Source organism: Planctomicrobium mucosum (genome assembly GCF_051466335.1).
In the GTDB taxonomy this organism is placed as follows: Bacteria; Planctomycetota; Planctomycetia; order Planctomycetales; family Planctomycetaceae; genus Planctomicrobium.
Map to the genome: position 1 here is coordinate 3757385 of NZ_CP195793.1, position 16744 is coordinate 3774128.

The following is a 16744-nucleotide window of genomic DNA, read 5'->3' on the forward strand; positions in this document are numbered from 1 at the left end:
ATGTTCAATCACATCAATCTGAAACGTGCGATTTCCGCATTTATCGCATTGCTCGCGTTGTGTGCAACTTCCGCTGATGTCGTTGCAGAGGCCCCAGCGTCAATCAAGGTTGTCCGCAATATCGAATACCGTGAAGGCGCGAACAAAGGGGATGCCTATGCACAGTCACTTTGCAGACTGGACATTGCATTCCCCACCAACCAGAAGGATTTCCCAACAATCATCTGGCTGCACGGCGGAGGATTAACTGGAGGTGCCCGCGAAATTCCACAACCATTCATCGATGCCGGATTCGGTGTCATCGGTGTGAGTTATCGTCTGAGCCCGCATGTGCACGTCGACGACTGTGTCGATGATGCCGCCGCCGCGATCGCGTGGGCAGTTCGCCATCTGAGCGAATACGGGGGATCTCCGGACCGGATCGTCGTCAGCGGGCATTCAGCCGGGGGATATCTCGTCTCACTCGCTGTCCTCGATCAGAGTCGCCTCAAAAAATACGGCGTTGATCCCAATCGAATTGCCGGCGTCGCGCCGCTTAGCGGGCAGGCCATTACTCACTTCACTGCACGCAAAGAGAACGGAATTCCAGAGACGCAGCCAACCATCGATCGTCTTGCTCCGATCTTTCATGTGCGGGCCAACGCTCCACCGATTCTCATTCTCTCTGGCGACCGCGAACTGGAATTGCTCGGGCGATATGAAGAAAACGCGTATTTTGCTCGGATGCTGAAAATTATGAAGAACTCGGACGTTACGCTGATCGAATATCCCGGAACCGATCACGGATCAATGGTATCTGCTGGGTTTCCAGACTGCATCAAATTTGCGAAACGTGTTACAAACTCGTCTTCCGAATCAGAAGTGAAGACGCAAAACTGATTTCAGTGAAACCAGCGGAATCGTTGCCAAGAATCAAGCTCATGTCATCAACTCCCAAGACACTTCCTGAACCACTCGACGTGATAGCTGTTGGAGCACACCCGGACGATGTGGAAATCGCCGTCGGTGGAACTCTGGCGCGGCTCGTGCAACAGGGATATCGAGTAGGAATTGTCGACCTGACCGATGGGGAACCGACTCCGAATTCCCCCGGACCCGAACACCGACTTGAAGAGGCTCGGCTTGCTGCCGAAATCCTGGGAGTTCACGTACGAATCACACTCCCACTGCCGAATCGGCGATTGTTCGACTGCTACGAAGCACGAGTGGCGCTGGCGAAATTCTTTCGAACCTACCGTCCGAAAATCGTCCTGGGCATCGCAGACAAAACTCCGCTTGCATCTCCGGACCATTGGCAAGCGATGCAGATTACCGATGCTGCAGTCTTTTATTCTCGCCTGACGAAATGGGATGGGGAGTTCGATGGACTTCCAGTCCATACAGTCAAGCAGTTGTTATGGTATCCGCTCGGATTCGGAGCATCTCCACATGCTGAGGGCGCGGGAACGATGATTGTGGACATCACAGAATCGTTGCCATTAAAGCTGAAAGCCATTCGAGCCTATCAGTCCCAGTTTCCCACGAGCAAACAGCGTGTCTTTGAACTCGTCGAAAGCCAAGCGAAGGTTCTTGGCCTTTCAGCGGGATTCGGAGCAGGAGAAATCCTGATTTCTCCGCGTCCTGTCGTAGTACGAGATCTGATCGATACCTTCGCAGGTCCAGATTCCCCTGTGACAAATCTCGACCCATCCGGTCAGGCAGCCGGACCCTGATTTCATCAGATCAGCCCCCACGTCAGTTCGATCACATTTGATTGAGTCGTGATCGCTCGCTGCGCCCTCGCACCAAATCCTTGCGAATATTCGTTCAAGAACGGCGGCGACAGGTGAGGTGCCCATCAATTCAATCATGCGACCTTGAATTCACCCGCTGCTACGTCTTCTGCGCCCTATATTGAACGCAGACAAGGTCATCTCCACTGAACTCAGAGAAAGTCGCTGCGGGCATGCAGAATCAACCAAAGCCGATCCGTTGTAAACACCCGGTTTCTAATCCTCATCCGGACGACTGTTCGTCTCTCTCCCGTCGACGCTTCTTAAGCGGACTTGGCGCGGCAACGACTCTAGCTTTCGTCGAACAGTCGGCTTCATCAGCGACGAAAGACTCCAACCGTTCCGCACCCAGTTTTCGATTGGAAGCGAAAGCCAATGTGACCGCAACTCGACTGGATGAAGAGGTCAAAAATGCGTTCCCGCTTTTCAACAAAGTGTCCGTCCTTCCCGACTTCGATTTGAAGTCACAGGGTGGAAAACGCGACGTCACCCTGCATCGAATTGTGACGACAACGACCATTCCGGAGACCAACGAGACTGTCGATGTCACAGGACTCTTGGCAATTCCAAGCGATGCGGTTGGAGACCTGCCAGTCGTTTCCTGGCAACATGGGACGATCCTCTCTTTCGATCAAGTTCCATCAAACCTGACCAAACTTGCTTCCCCGACGTATTCGCTCAGCGACGACGAGGACTCGCTGGAAACGTTGTTCAACATTCACCGATTCGCATCTCACGGATACGCGGTGATCGCCGCGGACTATCTCGGAAAAGGTCCACTCCGAAATGGTCGCGGTGAAGCCTACGTCGTGAAAGACGCGTCGACACAGACCTGCATCGACATGCTAAATGCCGGGCTGGAAGCAATTCGCAGCCTAGACCTCAATCCGACAAAGTTGTTTCTCAATGGCTGGTCACAAGGAGCCATCAATACGCAGTGGCTGCATCAGGCCCTGCGCACATCTGGAGTGGAAATCGCAGCAACTGCAGTTCATAGCCCGTTCAACGATCCCGGTGAAGCGTGGCGTTTCTGGAGCGGACGTGTGACGTTTCCACTTCCAGAAGGAGTCGAACGCTATCCCGACTCTCCGATGTGGTTACCGCTTTGCATGATGGTCGTACTCGGGAGTTACGAACAGTATTACAAACTGGATGGATTGATTGAGGCGGTGGTGAAACCACAATTTCACGACATGACTCGTCGCTATTTAGCCAAATACGATCTCAACGACATTGACCTCAGTGCGCTTCCCGGAAGCAGCGATTTTCTGGTAGAAGGATTCACGGAACGATTCACCGATCAGCGTAACAGCGCGTTCCTTCGCCAACTCTCAACGAACGCGGCGTCCTATTGGAACTACGATCGGGAAATTCGCTTCCACTACGGTCTGGTCGATGAAGCCATTCACCCGGAAATGGTTGGCCGGGCTCTTTCTGCTGGAGGCAAATTCACAACGGGCGTCCCGGTTGCAAACGCCAATCACCGGACGACGTTCCTCGCAGGTCTCTATGGAGATCCATCGACACTTTCGGGACATGAAAATGTTCTGGAATGGTTCACTGCGAAAATCTGACCGCAATCCTCAGCACTCACCTGAAGGCTCAGAGGAAACGCAGTCGGCTGTCGATTCACTTGGAACCGACAACCGAATCAGACCGCATTGAGTCTTAAGCCTTACCGGCCTGGAGTGCTTCCAGTCGCTTGATGGCGTCTTTGTAGTCGTAGTCCAGCACAACGATTTCTCCGTAGTGCTCTTCTGCCTTCGCTGTATCGTTGAGTTCTTCGCAGATGCGACCGAGCAAATAATGACACTCTTTGAATGTTTCCGGTTCGTTTTCCGGGTTGAGTTCAGGCAGGGCCCGTTCGAACTGCCCCCGAGCAAGGCTTGGCTTCTTGTCGTAAACAAAGCACTTGCCCAACGCAACGAATGCTTTCGCCTTCAAGCGGGGATCCTGAGTCGCTCTTTGTAGCAAAGGAATTGCGAGGGACCATTGCTGCAACTGCATTTGCAACGTGGCCAATTCGTACTTGAGAGTCAGATTCGAGGGATAGCGATCAACTCGTTTGGTCAGAACTTCAATCCGACGATCTCTGAACGCCACCGACATTTCGGCAGCTTTCTTGCGATCTTCATCCTGTTCGGTCTTGGTGGCCCGTTGCTTTGCATCATCTAATGAGTACTTCATCAGCAGCAACTCAGCATCTTCCATCTGCTCGCGCACCGCTGGCTCGTTATTCGAGATTTCAACGGCCTTCACGAGTGTTTCGAAAGACTCCTGGAACTTCTTGACCCCTTTGAGATGGGCAGCAAGCTTGAGGTAGTTTTCGATGACCTCTGGGGCTTTGCGAATCGCATGTTTCAGGTCAGTTTCAACAGATTCTCCCGGAGCAGGACCACCGTTGGCTCTGCCTGCAGCGGCGAGATTTCTATTGGCCATCACATCTTTTGTGTTCTCTGCATTTTCGTAACCACCGCGATGAGTCGTTTTCTCTGTCTGCAACTCGGTGATCTTCCTCATCGCGGAGAGATCAGAAGGATCGAGCTTGGAGACACGTTCGAAAATCTTGATGGCGTCGTCATACTCGGCCCGTTCGCGAAGAAGTTCCCCGAGTGCGATAAGATGCGTCTTGTTTTTTGGATCCGCTTTGATCGCTTCCATATAGGACCATTTCGCGATTTCCCCACGGTTCAACTTGATTGAAACTTCGGCCAAATCGACGTTGAACTGAACATCCCACGGATTGAGGTACAGCCCCTCTTCAATCGCCTTTGAGGCATCTTCCCAGTTCTCAGACGCCTTGGCCTTCTTAATGCGACTGCGAATTCCCATCAGTTTGGTCATCGCAAACGTACCGGCACCTTTGCCGTTGTCGTTGTACTTCTTTTTCGCGCTGTTTCGCAAAAATTGGCGGTAGAGGAGGTTATCTGGAACGAATTTCACGCAGGTACTGAACATTTCGAGAGCGAGATCCCAGTTCTGCTTCTGCATCGCGTCGTTTCCACGGCGATAGCAATCTCCAGCCCATCGGTTTTCATCAGCCACAATACAGCTCCTGCAAACTTGATCGCTCCTTCGCGGTCGATTGCGAAGGGAGGCACTTTGCCGTCGTATCCGAATTCAATTGTATGCCAAAGAGTAGCAAACAATGGAGCCCCGGAATATCTACCGTTTGAATCTCGACTGAAATCACACCCGTAAACATCGATCCCGTGCCGTGACTTTCCATTCATCAACGATTTCTCCATTCTCGATGACTGTGGCACTGGAATAGAGAGCACTCGTTGGACAGATATGACGAGGTATGACCAAAGTCCAGTCCCCCGGACGGAATTTTGAAGCCTGACTGGTCTCGATGACCAGATGCTCCTCATTGTGCAAAACCTGAATCGCATCCGGAATTTCAGGAAAAACCACTCGCTGCCCCTGTGCTGGATCACTCGCGACTGCTTTCGTCCCGACATCGAACGTCACTCGCGACTCAGTGGGGCGACTTACCACTCTGGTCAAGACGTAGGCCGCTTGGGCAAACTGCTGCAAATCCTCATAACGCTCACCATACCCGACATCATGGAACAGGCAGGTCCCCGGACACAGTTCAACATGTGGTTCCCGAATCGCAGCGTAGGCGGTGAACGTTGGTGTTCCGCCACACAAAACTCGCGGCACTGAGAGTCCTGCCCGAATCACCGAGTTTCGAAACTCTGACAACTTCTGCCACCCGACGTTCACAGCGGTGGCACGCTCCAGCGGCGACGATGCAGTCAGATGGCCGTCGTAGAAATGAAAGCCATCGACAATCAGCCCGGGTGTCTCTGAAATCCTGCGGTAAAGCGAACCAGCCACGTCACCAGGAGCGACTCCAGTGCGATCGCGACCTGGGTTGATGTCGAGCAAGACTCGCACCGATGTTCCAGCAGCGGAGACGGCCGCTCCAAGCTGATCGATGCAAACCGGATCATCTGCGGTCACACTCAATGTCACTTCCGGATATTGCTGGCGAAATTGAACAATTCGCTGCAGGTTCGGCCCGACCATCGGATACCCGATTGCAATGTCCCGTACCCCGCAGTACGCCAGCATTTCCGCTTCCGCAATGGTCGCAGCTTTATGCTTATGAATTCCTGATGCCAGTTGAAGCTTGATAACCGAAGCCATCTTATGTGTTTTACAATGCGGACGAAGTCGATCGGCGTGACCTGCCACGTGAAGCATTGTCAAAATGTTCTTGCGAACTCTGTCACGGCAGACGATGAGTGCTGGGCTGTAAATTGCTTCTGGGGTGCGAATGCTTGGAATGGACATGTGTGATCAACTGCAAAAGAGAGCGTCTTACAACCAGATCGACCATTCGGAGACAACGAGGAGAATGCGGAAAGCACACTTTCACGCCGGCCCGAACGGAATTGAGTGAGAGTGTAGTGGAATCGACTGGATCACGAGTCTCCTCGGCGGATTAGTTCCACTTGACCCGCAGAAAGTCCGCGCAAATCAAATTAACCCCGAAAAATTCCATGACCAGCAATCACGCCGTCCTTCATGAAAATCTGACGCTTGGTTTGCTCAGCGACATCGGGCTCGTGGGTCACCATTATAATTGTTCGCCCTTCAGCATTCAGTTCTTTCAGCATCTCCATGATCTCTTCCCCGGTTTTTGAATCGAGGTTTCCAGTCGGTTCATCTGCCATGATGATCGCTGGGTCATTAATGAGTGCCCGGGCAATCGCGACGCGCTGTTGTTGTCCCCCGGAAAGCTGATAGGGACGATGATCCAATCGAGTTCCCAGGCCGACTTTTTCAGCCACGATGGCACAGCGTTCCCGATCAACAGCGGTGATCGGCGGATACCCCGGTCGGTACAACAACGGAACTTCGATATTTTCCAAGACGGTATATTGAGGAATCAGGTTGAATGACTGAAAGATGAATCCGATCAATGAATTCCGGGCGATGGAAAGCTGATCGTCATTCATCTTGGAGACATCCTGACCAGCCAGAAAATATTGACCGGAAGTCGGACGATCCAACGCCCCCAGCAAATTCAGCAATGTACTTTTGCCGCTCCCCGACGAACCCATGATTGAGATAAAATCGCCGGTCGGGATATCGAGTGACACGCCTCGCAACGCGTGCACCTGCACTGACCCCAGATCGTATTTCTTGTGCAGGTCAACAATTTTGGCAGCGAGTTCCATCGAGCAATTCTCGTTAGACCCCATCTCCGGGGCGTGTGGCAGCGAATGAAGAAACGATGATGAGTGAAGCGAGAGTGAGTTACTGATAGAAAACCAAACTCTCAGTAGATCGGCGAACAAAACCGGACGCGTTTGTTCGGCTTTGCCGAAATTCACTCACCGCTCCGAGTCGCTTTGATCTGATTGCACAGTACTGATCGACACATAGCCGGGAAGGCGCAAACCGACAGGGAATCGACTTCAGCCAACCCATTAAGGAGTCGCTGGTCGAGGTGGCCCTGCACTCATCAATTCCTCACGAGTCACTTTACCGTCTTTGTCTTTATCCATTCGCCCAAAGCGTTCCGCGTCTCCGACTTCTTCAGCGGTGAGAGATCCATCACCGTCCTTATCCATCCGTGCAAACATCGCGGCTGGATCGCGAGGGCGATTCTCACCACCCGCTTCAGGACCGCCAGCACCTGGCTTCGGGCCAGCTGCTTCGGCTTTCACAACTGGACCTGGAGGTACAGCCGCAAGGGCTCCCGCTTTGGAAGCGAGTTCTTCACTCTCTTTCTCCGAATCTGCTCGCAACTCTGCTTCGATGGCTGCAATCTGATCCGCAAACTGGGTTCGAGGATTCAGGACGATCTTCTCCCCCTCCTTCAACCCTTCGAGAATCTCGAGATATGCATCGTTTGCCTGACCCACCTTGACGTAGCGGAATTCAGAAGCGCCATTCCCGTACACGAACGAGACCTGCTTATCCACGATTGTGACGACAGCCTGCATTGGAACCTGGAGGACGTTGGAGCGGTTATCGACCAACAACTCAACTTGCGTTGTCAGTCCCGGACGAAGTCGACGAACTTTGTCGGCATCGTCGAGCAACAGAACTTCGGTTGCATACTCTCGCAGGTCGAAATTCGGCCAACTTCCGGACATCGGAACCGAAGAGACATGTGAAATCTCTCCGTTGAAAAAGTAATCAGGGAAGGCATCAACCCGGATACGCGCCTTCAGACCTTTTCGAATCGATCCGATGAGTGCCTCGTGCACGCGGCAGTCGACTTTCATGCGAGTCACATCAGGCAGATTGATGATCGGCTGGCGTTCACGAACGCTAGCCCCCGCCTCAATGGTAACGGGCTGCGAGCCGCGTCCACCCCCGCTTTGATTCGTGGCATAGACGACTTCGCCAGATTGAAGCGCTCGTAGCGTGCAAGCCTCGATTTGCTTTCGCAGACGCTGCAATTTTTCGTTCTCAACGTTGTATGTCAGCTGGGCCGCTTCGGCCTGCTTTTCACACTGAGTCCGTGAGGAATTCGCTTTCAGTTCAACACGGGCCAGTTCGCGTTTCGATTCTTCAGCGTTCGCTCCCAACTCGGCAATCGTCCGCTTCTTCGTGAAGTTCTGCAACACGCTCAGGAGTTCTTCCGCTCCCTGAACCTTCAACTTTGCCTGCTTGACCGCAATACGGGCAGCATCGAGTTCATTCTGATTCGCATATCCCTTTTTCACCTGACCGTTGGTGAATGAGAAGGTTTCCTCGGCCCGAATCAGCTCTTCCTGAGCGATCGCCACATTGCCCTGAAGTTGATGCTCCTGCTGCTCGTATTCTCCCCCTTCAGAGACGAATTTTTCGAGGTCGAGCTGTGCCAATTCGGATTTCAATGCGGCAGCAGCGATATCGCTATCGTTCTGGGTCTTCTGAATTTCAAGAGATTCCTGCGCGGCAGCCAGTGCTGCACTTGCCTGTGTCGCAACAATTTCCTGCTGCTGAGCTTTCTCACGAAGTGCAGATGCATCCAGTTCGCAAACCACTTCACCCGCTTCAACCCATGTTCCTTCTGGAACAATGCTGATGATCGTCGTCGTTCCTTCAACGAGACTCATCAAGGTAGAGTTTTTCTGGCTGTCGAGAGAACCTTGTAGATTCAGACTGACCAGAAACGGTCCGGATTTGACCGTCTCCAGCACGAGATTCTTGGGAGCGTTGCGAGACTCGGACTGAGCCGTCAGCGACTGCCACCATTCCTTCGGCAGGCTGCTCCGAGCCAACGCGGCTCCTCCCAACCCCAGAAGAATCACCAAACCGAGGATCCAGATTCTCGTCCGGCCCGAGCGTCTTTTCGTATCGTTCATTACTTAGACTCCGATAGAAAGGATCGACCCACATGCCGTCCTCACCAATCTCCATGATACCCATATCTCGGTAAATGTTAAGCCGGTTACGCTCATAGTTAGTGTACGTTTGAACAAGATTGTTCTGAGCGTTCAGGATAGCATTCAACGCGTTCAGCAAGTTGTTACCTGCCAATCCGCTTCCCGAGGATCGACCAGCCGAGGCTCCGGCGGACGCTGGAGCGTTACTCTGTTCGACTGCGGAATCATATTGTAGCGCTGCGATACGTACGGCGCGTCTTAATGTCTCGAGATTCTGCCGGAGCACAAATAATTGACGCCAGGCGTTACGAACCTCTTGTTTCACCCGATCCTCAGCCAACATGTATTGTCGGCGTTGTCGCTGATAGTTGATTAAAGAGACGCGATACGCATTTCTCTCATCAATCTGATCGAGAGGAGCAGTGAACGAAAACCCTGCTCTCAATTGGGTTTGACTCCCTCGGAAATCCAGCGGCCTGTTGCCTCCAGAGGTACCGACATCCGCTTCAGCCACGATATTGACGTTCGAGAGCAAAGCGTTGGCGGCGATTTCCACTTTTCGCCGCGCATCCATAACATATGCACGTTCGTTCATCAAATCGACTCGATTGTCGATCGCGACCTGAACGGCTTCTTGTAAAGGAATGAAGAACGGCTGAACTTCAATCAATTCCACTCGTAAACTAACCTGAATCACCGTCAGATTTTGCGTCAGACGAACCAAAGATTCTCGGAAGTTCGCCAGTTCTCGATAGGCGTCCTGAACGCTCTCATCGGGAAGATCGTTCGAACGTAGCCCCTGCCCAGTTTCAACGACACTTTCACGAAGCTGCTGTAGCTGAATCCTGGCAGCCTCGAGCAATGCCTCCCCGCGCTCAAGATCGGATAGAAGCACTTTTTGATCGACTTCAGAGACTTCCTGCATTCGCTGCGGTAAGTGAGCCCGCGTTTTTTGCTGGTCCTCGATCACGACGTTCAGACCATCCCGGTCCACATCGTCAACCAACGCCAGAAACTCGACATAGTTTCTCCGAAGTTGATCCAGATCAGGGCGGTCTTCGTCCAATGCGCCCCAACTTTGCACAAAATCGCGGGCACGTTCTTCGAGTTCCGTTAATCTCGGATCGATGAGCTCGAAGATTTTCAACATCGAATCGTCGATCGTGAACACCATGTCGGTCCGGAGACCAAGTAACAATTTGTAACTATCCAGGTCGTCCTGTAATCCCCTCTCGAGGCTTCGCAATTGATTCGTCGAGTTGGCCAGGCTGGATTGAAGATTCAATACGTCCAGCGTAGTGACGTCGGTCTGCAAAGTGTTGATCAACTGGTCGATCGCCAATTGAAAGTTCGGATCTTCTCCCAGGACGCGCAGAGCCTGAATTTCAGCCGCGGTCACATCCTCGAGCGACCTCCATCGCAGACGCCCGAGGTCAGCTTCATAAATCAGCTTTCCTCTCAGAACTGGGGGGAGGTTCTCCGGTTGGGGAGCGTTCGCTGGCCATTCAAAGTTGTCTACACTCGCAAACTGTTTGTTCCGGGCTGACTGCGAAAGCAGTTTTTCAATCTGCTCTTCAAGCCGTCCGATATTTCCTCGCAGGTTGCGGATTTGCTGCACAGAGTAGAGTAGCTGCAGAAATCCGGTCGGTCCCCCCACAACGCTCGTGAAGATCTCCTGACGCAGTCGGGCCAGCACACGTGCTTCGTACAGGAGGTTTCGTTCAGTTTGGGTAAGTCCTTCGAGTCCGACCTTTCGCCCCGCTCCAAACAGCAGTGGCTGCACGATTGAGAACGTCAGATTTGAAACGGATTGCGTCTGGCTTCCACCACTGAATAACCAGACGGTGTTGTTCGCGAACTCAACTGCCCATTGAGTTCCTGCAGGGAGCAGTTGGCTCACGCCCCCCGCGACCCCTCCGATCACGCGGTCGCCTGGACCGTGGGGAACACCGATCCCTGTGACACTTGACGTTGGTTCGACTCCGTTGGAGCCGAGATAACGCACGCCAAACTGAAATCGCTGGAAAGTCACTGCCAATGCAGCGAGATAGACGTTCTCAATTTCAGTCTGATAGTCGCGATTGTTGATCTGCGCGAGTTCGACGGCTTCGGGTAATGAGACGTTCTCCAATGCTGGAAGTGCCCCCATCAACTCGCCGGTTAGCGGGTCGACGTTCTCCGGGCTGATTCCAAAATACTGGAGCCATTGAGGGTTCTCGACAGACATCAGCTGACCAAACTTGTGCCAGCCTTTGTACCCTTTCCAACCATCCACCCAATTCATGTAAACAGACGCTGCCCCGTCGTCTGGCGGGGTCGGTTCGCAATCCGGATTGTACGGGTCGTAAAACCGGCTTCGCGGATCCGGAGTGACGTCAACGCGAGGAAGTTCCCAACGCGGATCAGTCAATTTTTCCGTGATCGCAAGATACGAGTCGCGGTCAGCCTGCTCGCGCCAAAATGTCCGGGAACATCCCGGTGTGGACGTCACGAGCATCGCACCGGCGAGTGCCACTGCTATTTTTCCAGAAACTGTTTTGGAACCGATGGTTTCGAAGAGCTGATTCAACATTACGCGGCTCTCCAGTCGGACTTCACAGTGTTGTCGGCAAGTAATTGTGACTGAAGAGCGGCACCGAGTGCAAAGACAACCTGCGGCACCAGCGGGCGAACTTCATCAGACAATCGAATCAAAAGCTCATGGGCGAAGTCCGAGTGAATCTGCTCGATTGCCAGACAGCGTTGGCGTCCCAGTTCAGTCAGATTCAGTACCGATTTACGGCGATCGACGGTTGACCGGCCTCGGATCAACAATCCTTCTGAATGCATCTGATCAACCAGACTGCACAGGCTCGATTCCGACAAACTCAGTTCCGTCGCCAGATCAGCCTGAGTGAACCGCTGATCCGCATTCATCAGCGCCTGTAATACAGCCGCCTTGGAGCTGGAAAGGTCTTCCGTCGCGTAACGATCCGCCAGTAGGCGCTTCATTTGACGCGAAACCTGATTCCACAGGCTCACCCAACTCGTGGTGTCCAAGGAATTCGCTTGATGTCCGTTCATAGAGCAACCGTCCGGAATAATCGGAATCGTTCAACCCTAAATCATTCGGAACTGAACCATTTGGAACTGCAATGAATCACTGGACTTTGCTGATTAAACAAGATTTTCCTCTTGTTTTTCTTGGCGACCCCCGGGGATTTCGCTGTATTTTTGCAACAGAAAACTCCCTATCTCGTTTCATGCACGCAACCTAATGCAAGAGCGCTCACAACCGTTACAACCAGAATTTGATCTGCAGAGTATGCCGATTACTTACGTATTTTTCTAAACCCATCCCGCACGACGCGAAAACAGAGGGCATTGTTAGGGCGATGGAGTGTTTTTTGAAAAGACCGACTTTGTCCGCCCCAACCTGGACATTGCGGCATGGTTCCCCTCCCAAGCCCCACAGGAGTCTGATTCATGATTGATGAAGTCATCTCAACCAGCGAGATTCGCCCAAGCCGACGCTATAAAGAACGTCGCAGCACCGGTGTCGAGCGCAGAACAACATTGACAGAACAAAAACCTGTCAAGGAAACGCGCGTCAGCGACCGCCGTAAGGTTGAACGTCGCCGCCAGATCGACCCAACGACTTGCGAGCGAGATTACAAACCAGACGAAGTCGAGTTCATGCGAGCAATGGACGATTACAAGCGCCGCAGTGGACGCCAGTTCCCCACATGGAGCGAAGTACTGGAAGTGGTTCGCGATCTGGGCTACCGCAAAGTTGCTCCACCGACCACCACTTTCGAAAATCTGAACAAATAACCCCGTTATCAGTGCCCCAGCAAACGGGCACCGATCGGCCGGGAAACTCACGAGAGTCAATCAGGGACTTCATTGACTCTCACAGAGGACGACGCCAGTGGAGCGATTGGGAGGGAATCTTCGCGAAGCTGACCGCATTCTGGCCGAATGAAACTGGGCTATTGTTTGAGAGTAATGATCAATCCCCTGAATCAGGGGAAAGCCTGCGAGATGAATATCTCGCAGGCTTTTTTATTGGACAGACACTCAATTTCTGGAGACAGCACGCCCTCGCTCGGAGGCAACGTATTCAAGACATCCTGTCATCGCTGCATACTCTTCGCTGCCTACATCGCAGCCTGGCGACCCGGTTTCTTCTTGATGATGTGCTCCATACCGCAGCCTCCAGCAGTCGGCAGCATCTTCCGTGGACTGCAACAATTTTCCGGATTGAACACGTGACGAATTTCTTCCATCACCTTCAAATCCACAGGATTGAATAGCTCCGGCATCAGGCTGACTTTTTCCACGCCGATTCCGTGCTCGCCGGTGACACTTCCCCCCAATTCGATGCACTTCCGGAGAATCTCTTCTCCTGCTTCGATCACACGCTGCATCTGCTCCACGTTTCGCTCATCGAACATGAGAATCGGATGGATATTTCCATCCCCCGCATGGAATATGTTCAGAATGCGCAGGTCGAATTTCTTTTCGGTCTCCTGAATGAAGCTCAGAATGTCCGGCAACTTGGTGCGAGGAACAACCCCGTCCTGAGTGCAGAAACTCGGGGAGAGTCGCCCAATTGCTCCGAAGGCCTGTTTGCGGCATTTCCAAAGAAGAAGTCGTTCTGCTGGCGTGTTTGCAGAACGAATTTCTCTGGCTCCGAAGGATTTGCAGATTTCGACGATATTCTTTGCCTCTTCATCGACACCCACTTCCAAGCCATCAACTTCTATCAGCAGGACAGCGCCGGCATCCAAGGGAAAACCGAAATGAAAAGCGGCTTCAACCGCCCCGATAATTCCCTGATCCATCATCTCTAAAGCGGCCGGGATAATTCCAGCAGCGATAATGCCGCTGATCGCCTCCGTTGCTTGATTGACTGTTTCAAAAATCCCGAGCATCGTGCGGACCGCAGATGTGTCTCGAGTCAATTTGACCCAGATCTTCGTGCAGATCCCAAAGGTCCCTTCACTCCCGACAAACAGCCCCGTCAGGTCGTATCCGGGCTCATCGGCACAAGGCCCCCCCATTACGACCACTTCCCCGGATGGAAGAACTACTTCCAGCCCCAGAATGTGATTCACCGTCACACCGTATTTGAGAGTGTGCGGGCCTCCTGAATTCGTCGCGACATTTCCTCCAAGCGTGCAGGCACCTTGCGACGAGGGGTCTGGGGCAAAATGAAATCCGGTTCCTTTGAGCTTCTGAGTCAGGTGAACATTCACGGTTCCCGGTTGCGTCACCGCGTAGCGATCCGCGACGTTGATCTCAAGGATTTCCTTCATCATCGACGTGCAGATCATGACTCCGCCGCCGACGGGAAGAGTTCCCCCTGCCAGACTGGTCCCCGCTCCCCGAGGAACAAACGGCACCTTGAACTCGTTACAAAGGCGAACGATCTGAACGACATCTTCAGTCGTTTTTGGAAAAACAACGATGTCCGGAACCTGCTTTTCAACGATGTAGCCGTCGCACTCGTAGACCAGCATCTCATCTTGTGTCGACAACACCGCCTCTCGCCCCAACAGATTTGCGAGTCCTTTGATCAAACTGGCTGGTGCTGACACAGAACTGGTTGTAATCGTCATCGCTCACTCGCTCGAAAAGTCAGGGAAGTGAGAAGTGTAAACGATGTTGCGATGAATCACAGCCAAACACATCTGAGGTTTTTTGCGCAAATCGTGCTGAATATAAAAAAGTCCCGGAGAGAAAATCCGGGACTTCGATCGTTCACATTCTGATCAAAAAGCGAACTTAGGCTAAATTTGGGTCCATTCGGGCGCTGGCTGAATGTCGACCGCTGGCTGGCCGCCGCAGTCCTTCCGGCCACTTCCCTCAAAACGGGAAATTGCACGAACACTCATGTCTTCGTTGCAGGCGATCTGACAGCTGAGTCGAACACCAGAAAGTCCTTTGGCCGCCAGAACATTCTTCTCTGCAACTGTGATCTCTACAGGCTCACCGCTGATGAATTCGACTTTGCAGGTTGTGCAACGAGCGCCGCCGCCGCATGCGTGCAGCTGATCAATTCCGGCATCTTCCTTCAATGCGAGAACCAATCGCTTGCCCGCTGGAACGTCAAACTCCCCTACATTTTCTACGGTCAATTTTGGCATCTGTCGTCCTCAAGTTCATCGGGTTTGCGAATGTTTCAAAGTATTTCATGCGCACCTGAAGACGACAAGCAGAGACAGCATGTCGACATTGAGTCTCAGCGGGGAGCGAGTCTCTCCCTCCATTGCATTGCTCCAGAAGGGGCACTCATTCATGATGTTCCTCAGGGAAGTACGCCATTGGTCCCTGAAACGACACTCGAGAAAGTCGATCACTTGAACACTGCAATTCAGACGTCAGCTCAACCCGTACAGGATGTCTTGCGTCAGCACGCGGAGCAGGAGTACGCACACGAGCTTGAAGCTCTCGCTCACAATGACGATCGGCAAAAGCCCAACGGCTGGAAACTCTCCCCTTGGGCAATCAAAACGTACATTTTGGGTGGAACGCTTCCGGATGGAACAGCTATTTCCGCAAAATACGTCGGCCAGCCTCGTCTGATCGAAATCGCCATCGCGACACTGGCGACGGATCGGGCGCTGCTCCTATACGGAGTCCCCGGAACAGCGAAAACCTGGGTCTCCGAACATCTCGCCGCTGCTGTATCGGGAACATCAACACTCCTCATTCAAGGAACTGCCGGGACCGATGAGACCGCCCTACGCTATGGTTGGAACTATGCTCGCCTGATTGCGGAAGGTCCATCTCCAGCAGCACTCGTGGAAAGCCCGATGCTGCATGGAATGCAACATGGCCGTGTCGTTCGAGTCGAAGAACTGACCCGTATTCCGACAGAAGTCCAAGACACACTGATTACCATCCTCTCAGAAAAGACGCTCCCGGTTCCCGAACTCAATACCGAAATTCAGGCGACAAGAGGTTTCAACGTCATCGCCACCGCGAATAATCGTGACAAGGGTGTGAACGAACTTTCAAGTGCGCTGATGCGGCGATTCAACACTGTCGTGCTCCCCCTGCCCGATTCCCTCGAAGATGAGGTGGAAATCGTCCAGTCGAGAGCGGCTCAACTTGGACGAGCACTGGAACTCCCCGCCGAAAAACCAGCACTCGAAGAGATCCGCCGGGTGGTGACAATTTTCAGGGAACTTCGCAATGGTCTGAGCATCGATGGCAAGTCGCGATTGAAAACCCCCAGCGGCACGCTCTCAACAGCGGAAGCAATCTCAGTCATTTCAAGTGGCATGGCAATGGCCGCTTACTATGGCGACGGAACGCTCAACGCCAGCGATCTGGTGCCAGCCCTCGTGACAACGGTTGTGAAAGATCCGGTACAGGACCAAATCGTCTGGCAGGAATATCTGCAGACCATCGTTAAGGAACGGGATGGTTGGAAAGATTTGTATCGAGCCAGTCGTGACTGGTCCTGATTATCCGGATGACTTTTTTATTCAGACCAGAAAACCGCCCAGTCCGGAAGAGATACAAGAGTGTTGATTGATTGAACGTCACACGAAGACTAAGGTCTCATGTGAATCTCGTAAGATCGAAGTGATCTGGCGATGCTCTTCGAACAAACTGACCGACAAAGAGACGAACTGCCTT

General features: G+C 52.8%; 13 protein-coding genes. 5 read left to right on the forward strand and 8 right to left on the reverse strand.

Features of this window, described 5'->3' with window-relative positions; genetic code table 11:
- The 3 genes from SH668x_RS14955 (at position 1) to SH668x_RS14965 (ending at position 3346) form a co-directional block, all read left to right on the forward strand.
- Positions 1 to 879, forward strand: a complete 879-nt coding sequence (locus SH668x_RS14955) for an alpha/beta hydrolase (RefSeq protein WP_437185868.1) — start codon at positions 1 to 3, stop codon at positions 877 to 879.
- Positions 880 to 920: 41 nt separating this feature from the next.
- Positions 921 to 1712: a PIG-L family deacetylase gene (locus SH668x_RS14960; RefSeq protein WP_437185869.1), complete on the forward strand. Its 792-nt coding sequence runs from the start codon at positions 921 to 923 to the stop codon at positions 1710 to 1712.
- Between the two features lie 233 nt (positions 1713 to 1945).
- Positions 1946 to 3346 carry an alpha/beta hydrolase family protein gene (locus tag SH668x_RS14965; RefSeq protein ID WP_437185870.1) on the forward strand — a complete coding sequence of 467 codons (1401 nt, stop codon included), beginning with the start codon at positions 1946 to 1948 and terminating at the stop codon, positions 3344 to 3346.
- Between the two features lie 94 nt (positions 3347 to 3440).
- Here SH668x_RS14965 and SH668x_RS14970 read toward each other — a convergent pair whose 3' ends face one another.
- The 6 genes from SH668x_RS14970 to SH668x_RS14995 form a co-directional block, all read right to left on the reverse strand.
- Entirely contained in the window at positions 3441 to 4817 is a 1377-nt protein-coding gene (locus tag SH668x_RS14970; RefSeq protein WP_437185871.1) for a tetratricopeptide repeat protein, read from the reverse strand.
- A gap of 144 nt (positions 4818 to 4961) precedes the next feature.
- Positions 4962 to 6077, reverse strand: a complete 1116-nt coding sequence (locus tag SH668x_RS14975; RefSeq protein ID WP_437185872.1) for a D-TA family PLP-dependent enzyme — start codon at positions 6075 to 6077, stop codon at positions 4962 to 4964.
- Between the two features lie 191 nt (positions 6078 to 6268).
- The gene (locus SH668x_RS14980) at positions 6269 to 6967 is read right to left on the reverse strand and encodes an ABC transporter ATP-binding protein (RefSeq protein WP_437185873.1); all 699 of its coding nucleotides are present in this window, start codon (positions 6965 to 6967) and stop codon (positions 6269 to 6271) included.
- Positions 6968 to 7219: 252 nt separating this feature from the next.
- Entirely contained in the window at positions 7220 to 8842 is a 1623-nt protein-coding gene (locus tag SH668x_RS14985; RefSeq protein WP_437185874.1) for an HlyD family efflux transporter periplasmic adaptor subunit, read from the reverse strand.
- The gene (locus tag SH668x_RS14990) at positions 8829 to 11684 is read right to left on the reverse strand and encodes a TolC family protein (RefSeq protein ID WP_437185875.1); all 2856 of its coding nucleotides are present in this window, start codon (positions 11682 to 11684) and stop codon (positions 8829 to 8831) included. The genes SH668x_RS14985 and SH668x_RS14990 overlap by 14 nt, the downstream gene beginning before the upstream one ends.
- On the reverse strand, positions 11684 to 12103 hold the full coding sequence (locus SH668x_RS14995) for a MarR family winged helix-turn-helix transcriptional regulator (RefSeq protein WP_437185876.1): 420 nt from the start codon (positions 12101 to 12103) through the stop codon (positions 11684 to 11686). Before SH668x_RS14995 ends, SH668x_RS14990 begins: the two co-directional genes overlap by 1 nt.
- Before the next feature lie 474 nt (positions 12104 to 12577).
- Between SH668x_RS14995 and SH668x_RS15000 the strand changes: the two genes are divergently transcribed.
- Positions 12578 to 12925 (forward strand): hypothetical protein, encoded by a 348-nt coding sequence (locus SH668x_RS15000; protein WP_437185877.1) that lies wholly within the window; start codon positions 12578 to 12580, stop codon positions 12923 to 12925.
- A gap of 326 nt (positions 12926 to 13251) precedes the next feature.
- Here the strand turns inward: SH668x_RS15000 and SH668x_RS15005 are convergent, their stop codons facing one another.
- Both SH668x_RS15005 and SH668x_RS15010 read right to left on the reverse strand, forming a co-directional pair.
- The gene (locus SH668x_RS15005; RefSeq protein WP_437185878.1) at positions 13252 to 14715 is read right to left on the reverse strand and encodes an FAD-binding oxidoreductase; all 1464 of its coding nucleotides are present in this window, start codon (positions 14713 to 14715) and stop codon (positions 13252 to 13254) included.
- A gap of 171 nt (positions 14716 to 14886) precedes the next feature.
- The gene (locus tag SH668x_RS15010) at positions 14887 to 15243 is read right to left on the reverse strand and encodes a 2Fe-2S iron-sulfur cluster-binding protein (RefSeq protein ID WP_437185879.1); all 357 of its coding nucleotides are present in this window, start codon (positions 15241 to 15243) and stop codon (positions 14887 to 14889) included.
- A gap of 30 nt (positions 15244 to 15273) precedes the next feature.
- On the opposite strand from SH668x_RS15010, the gene SH668x_RS15015 reads away from it, so the two are divergent.
- Positions 15274 to 16569: an ATP-binding protein gene (locus SH668x_RS15015; protein ID WP_437185880.1), complete on the forward strand. Its 1296-nt coding sequence runs from the start codon at positions 15274 to 15276 to the stop codon at positions 16567 to 16569.
- The last annotated feature ends 175 nt before the right edge of the window (positions 16570 to 16744 follow it).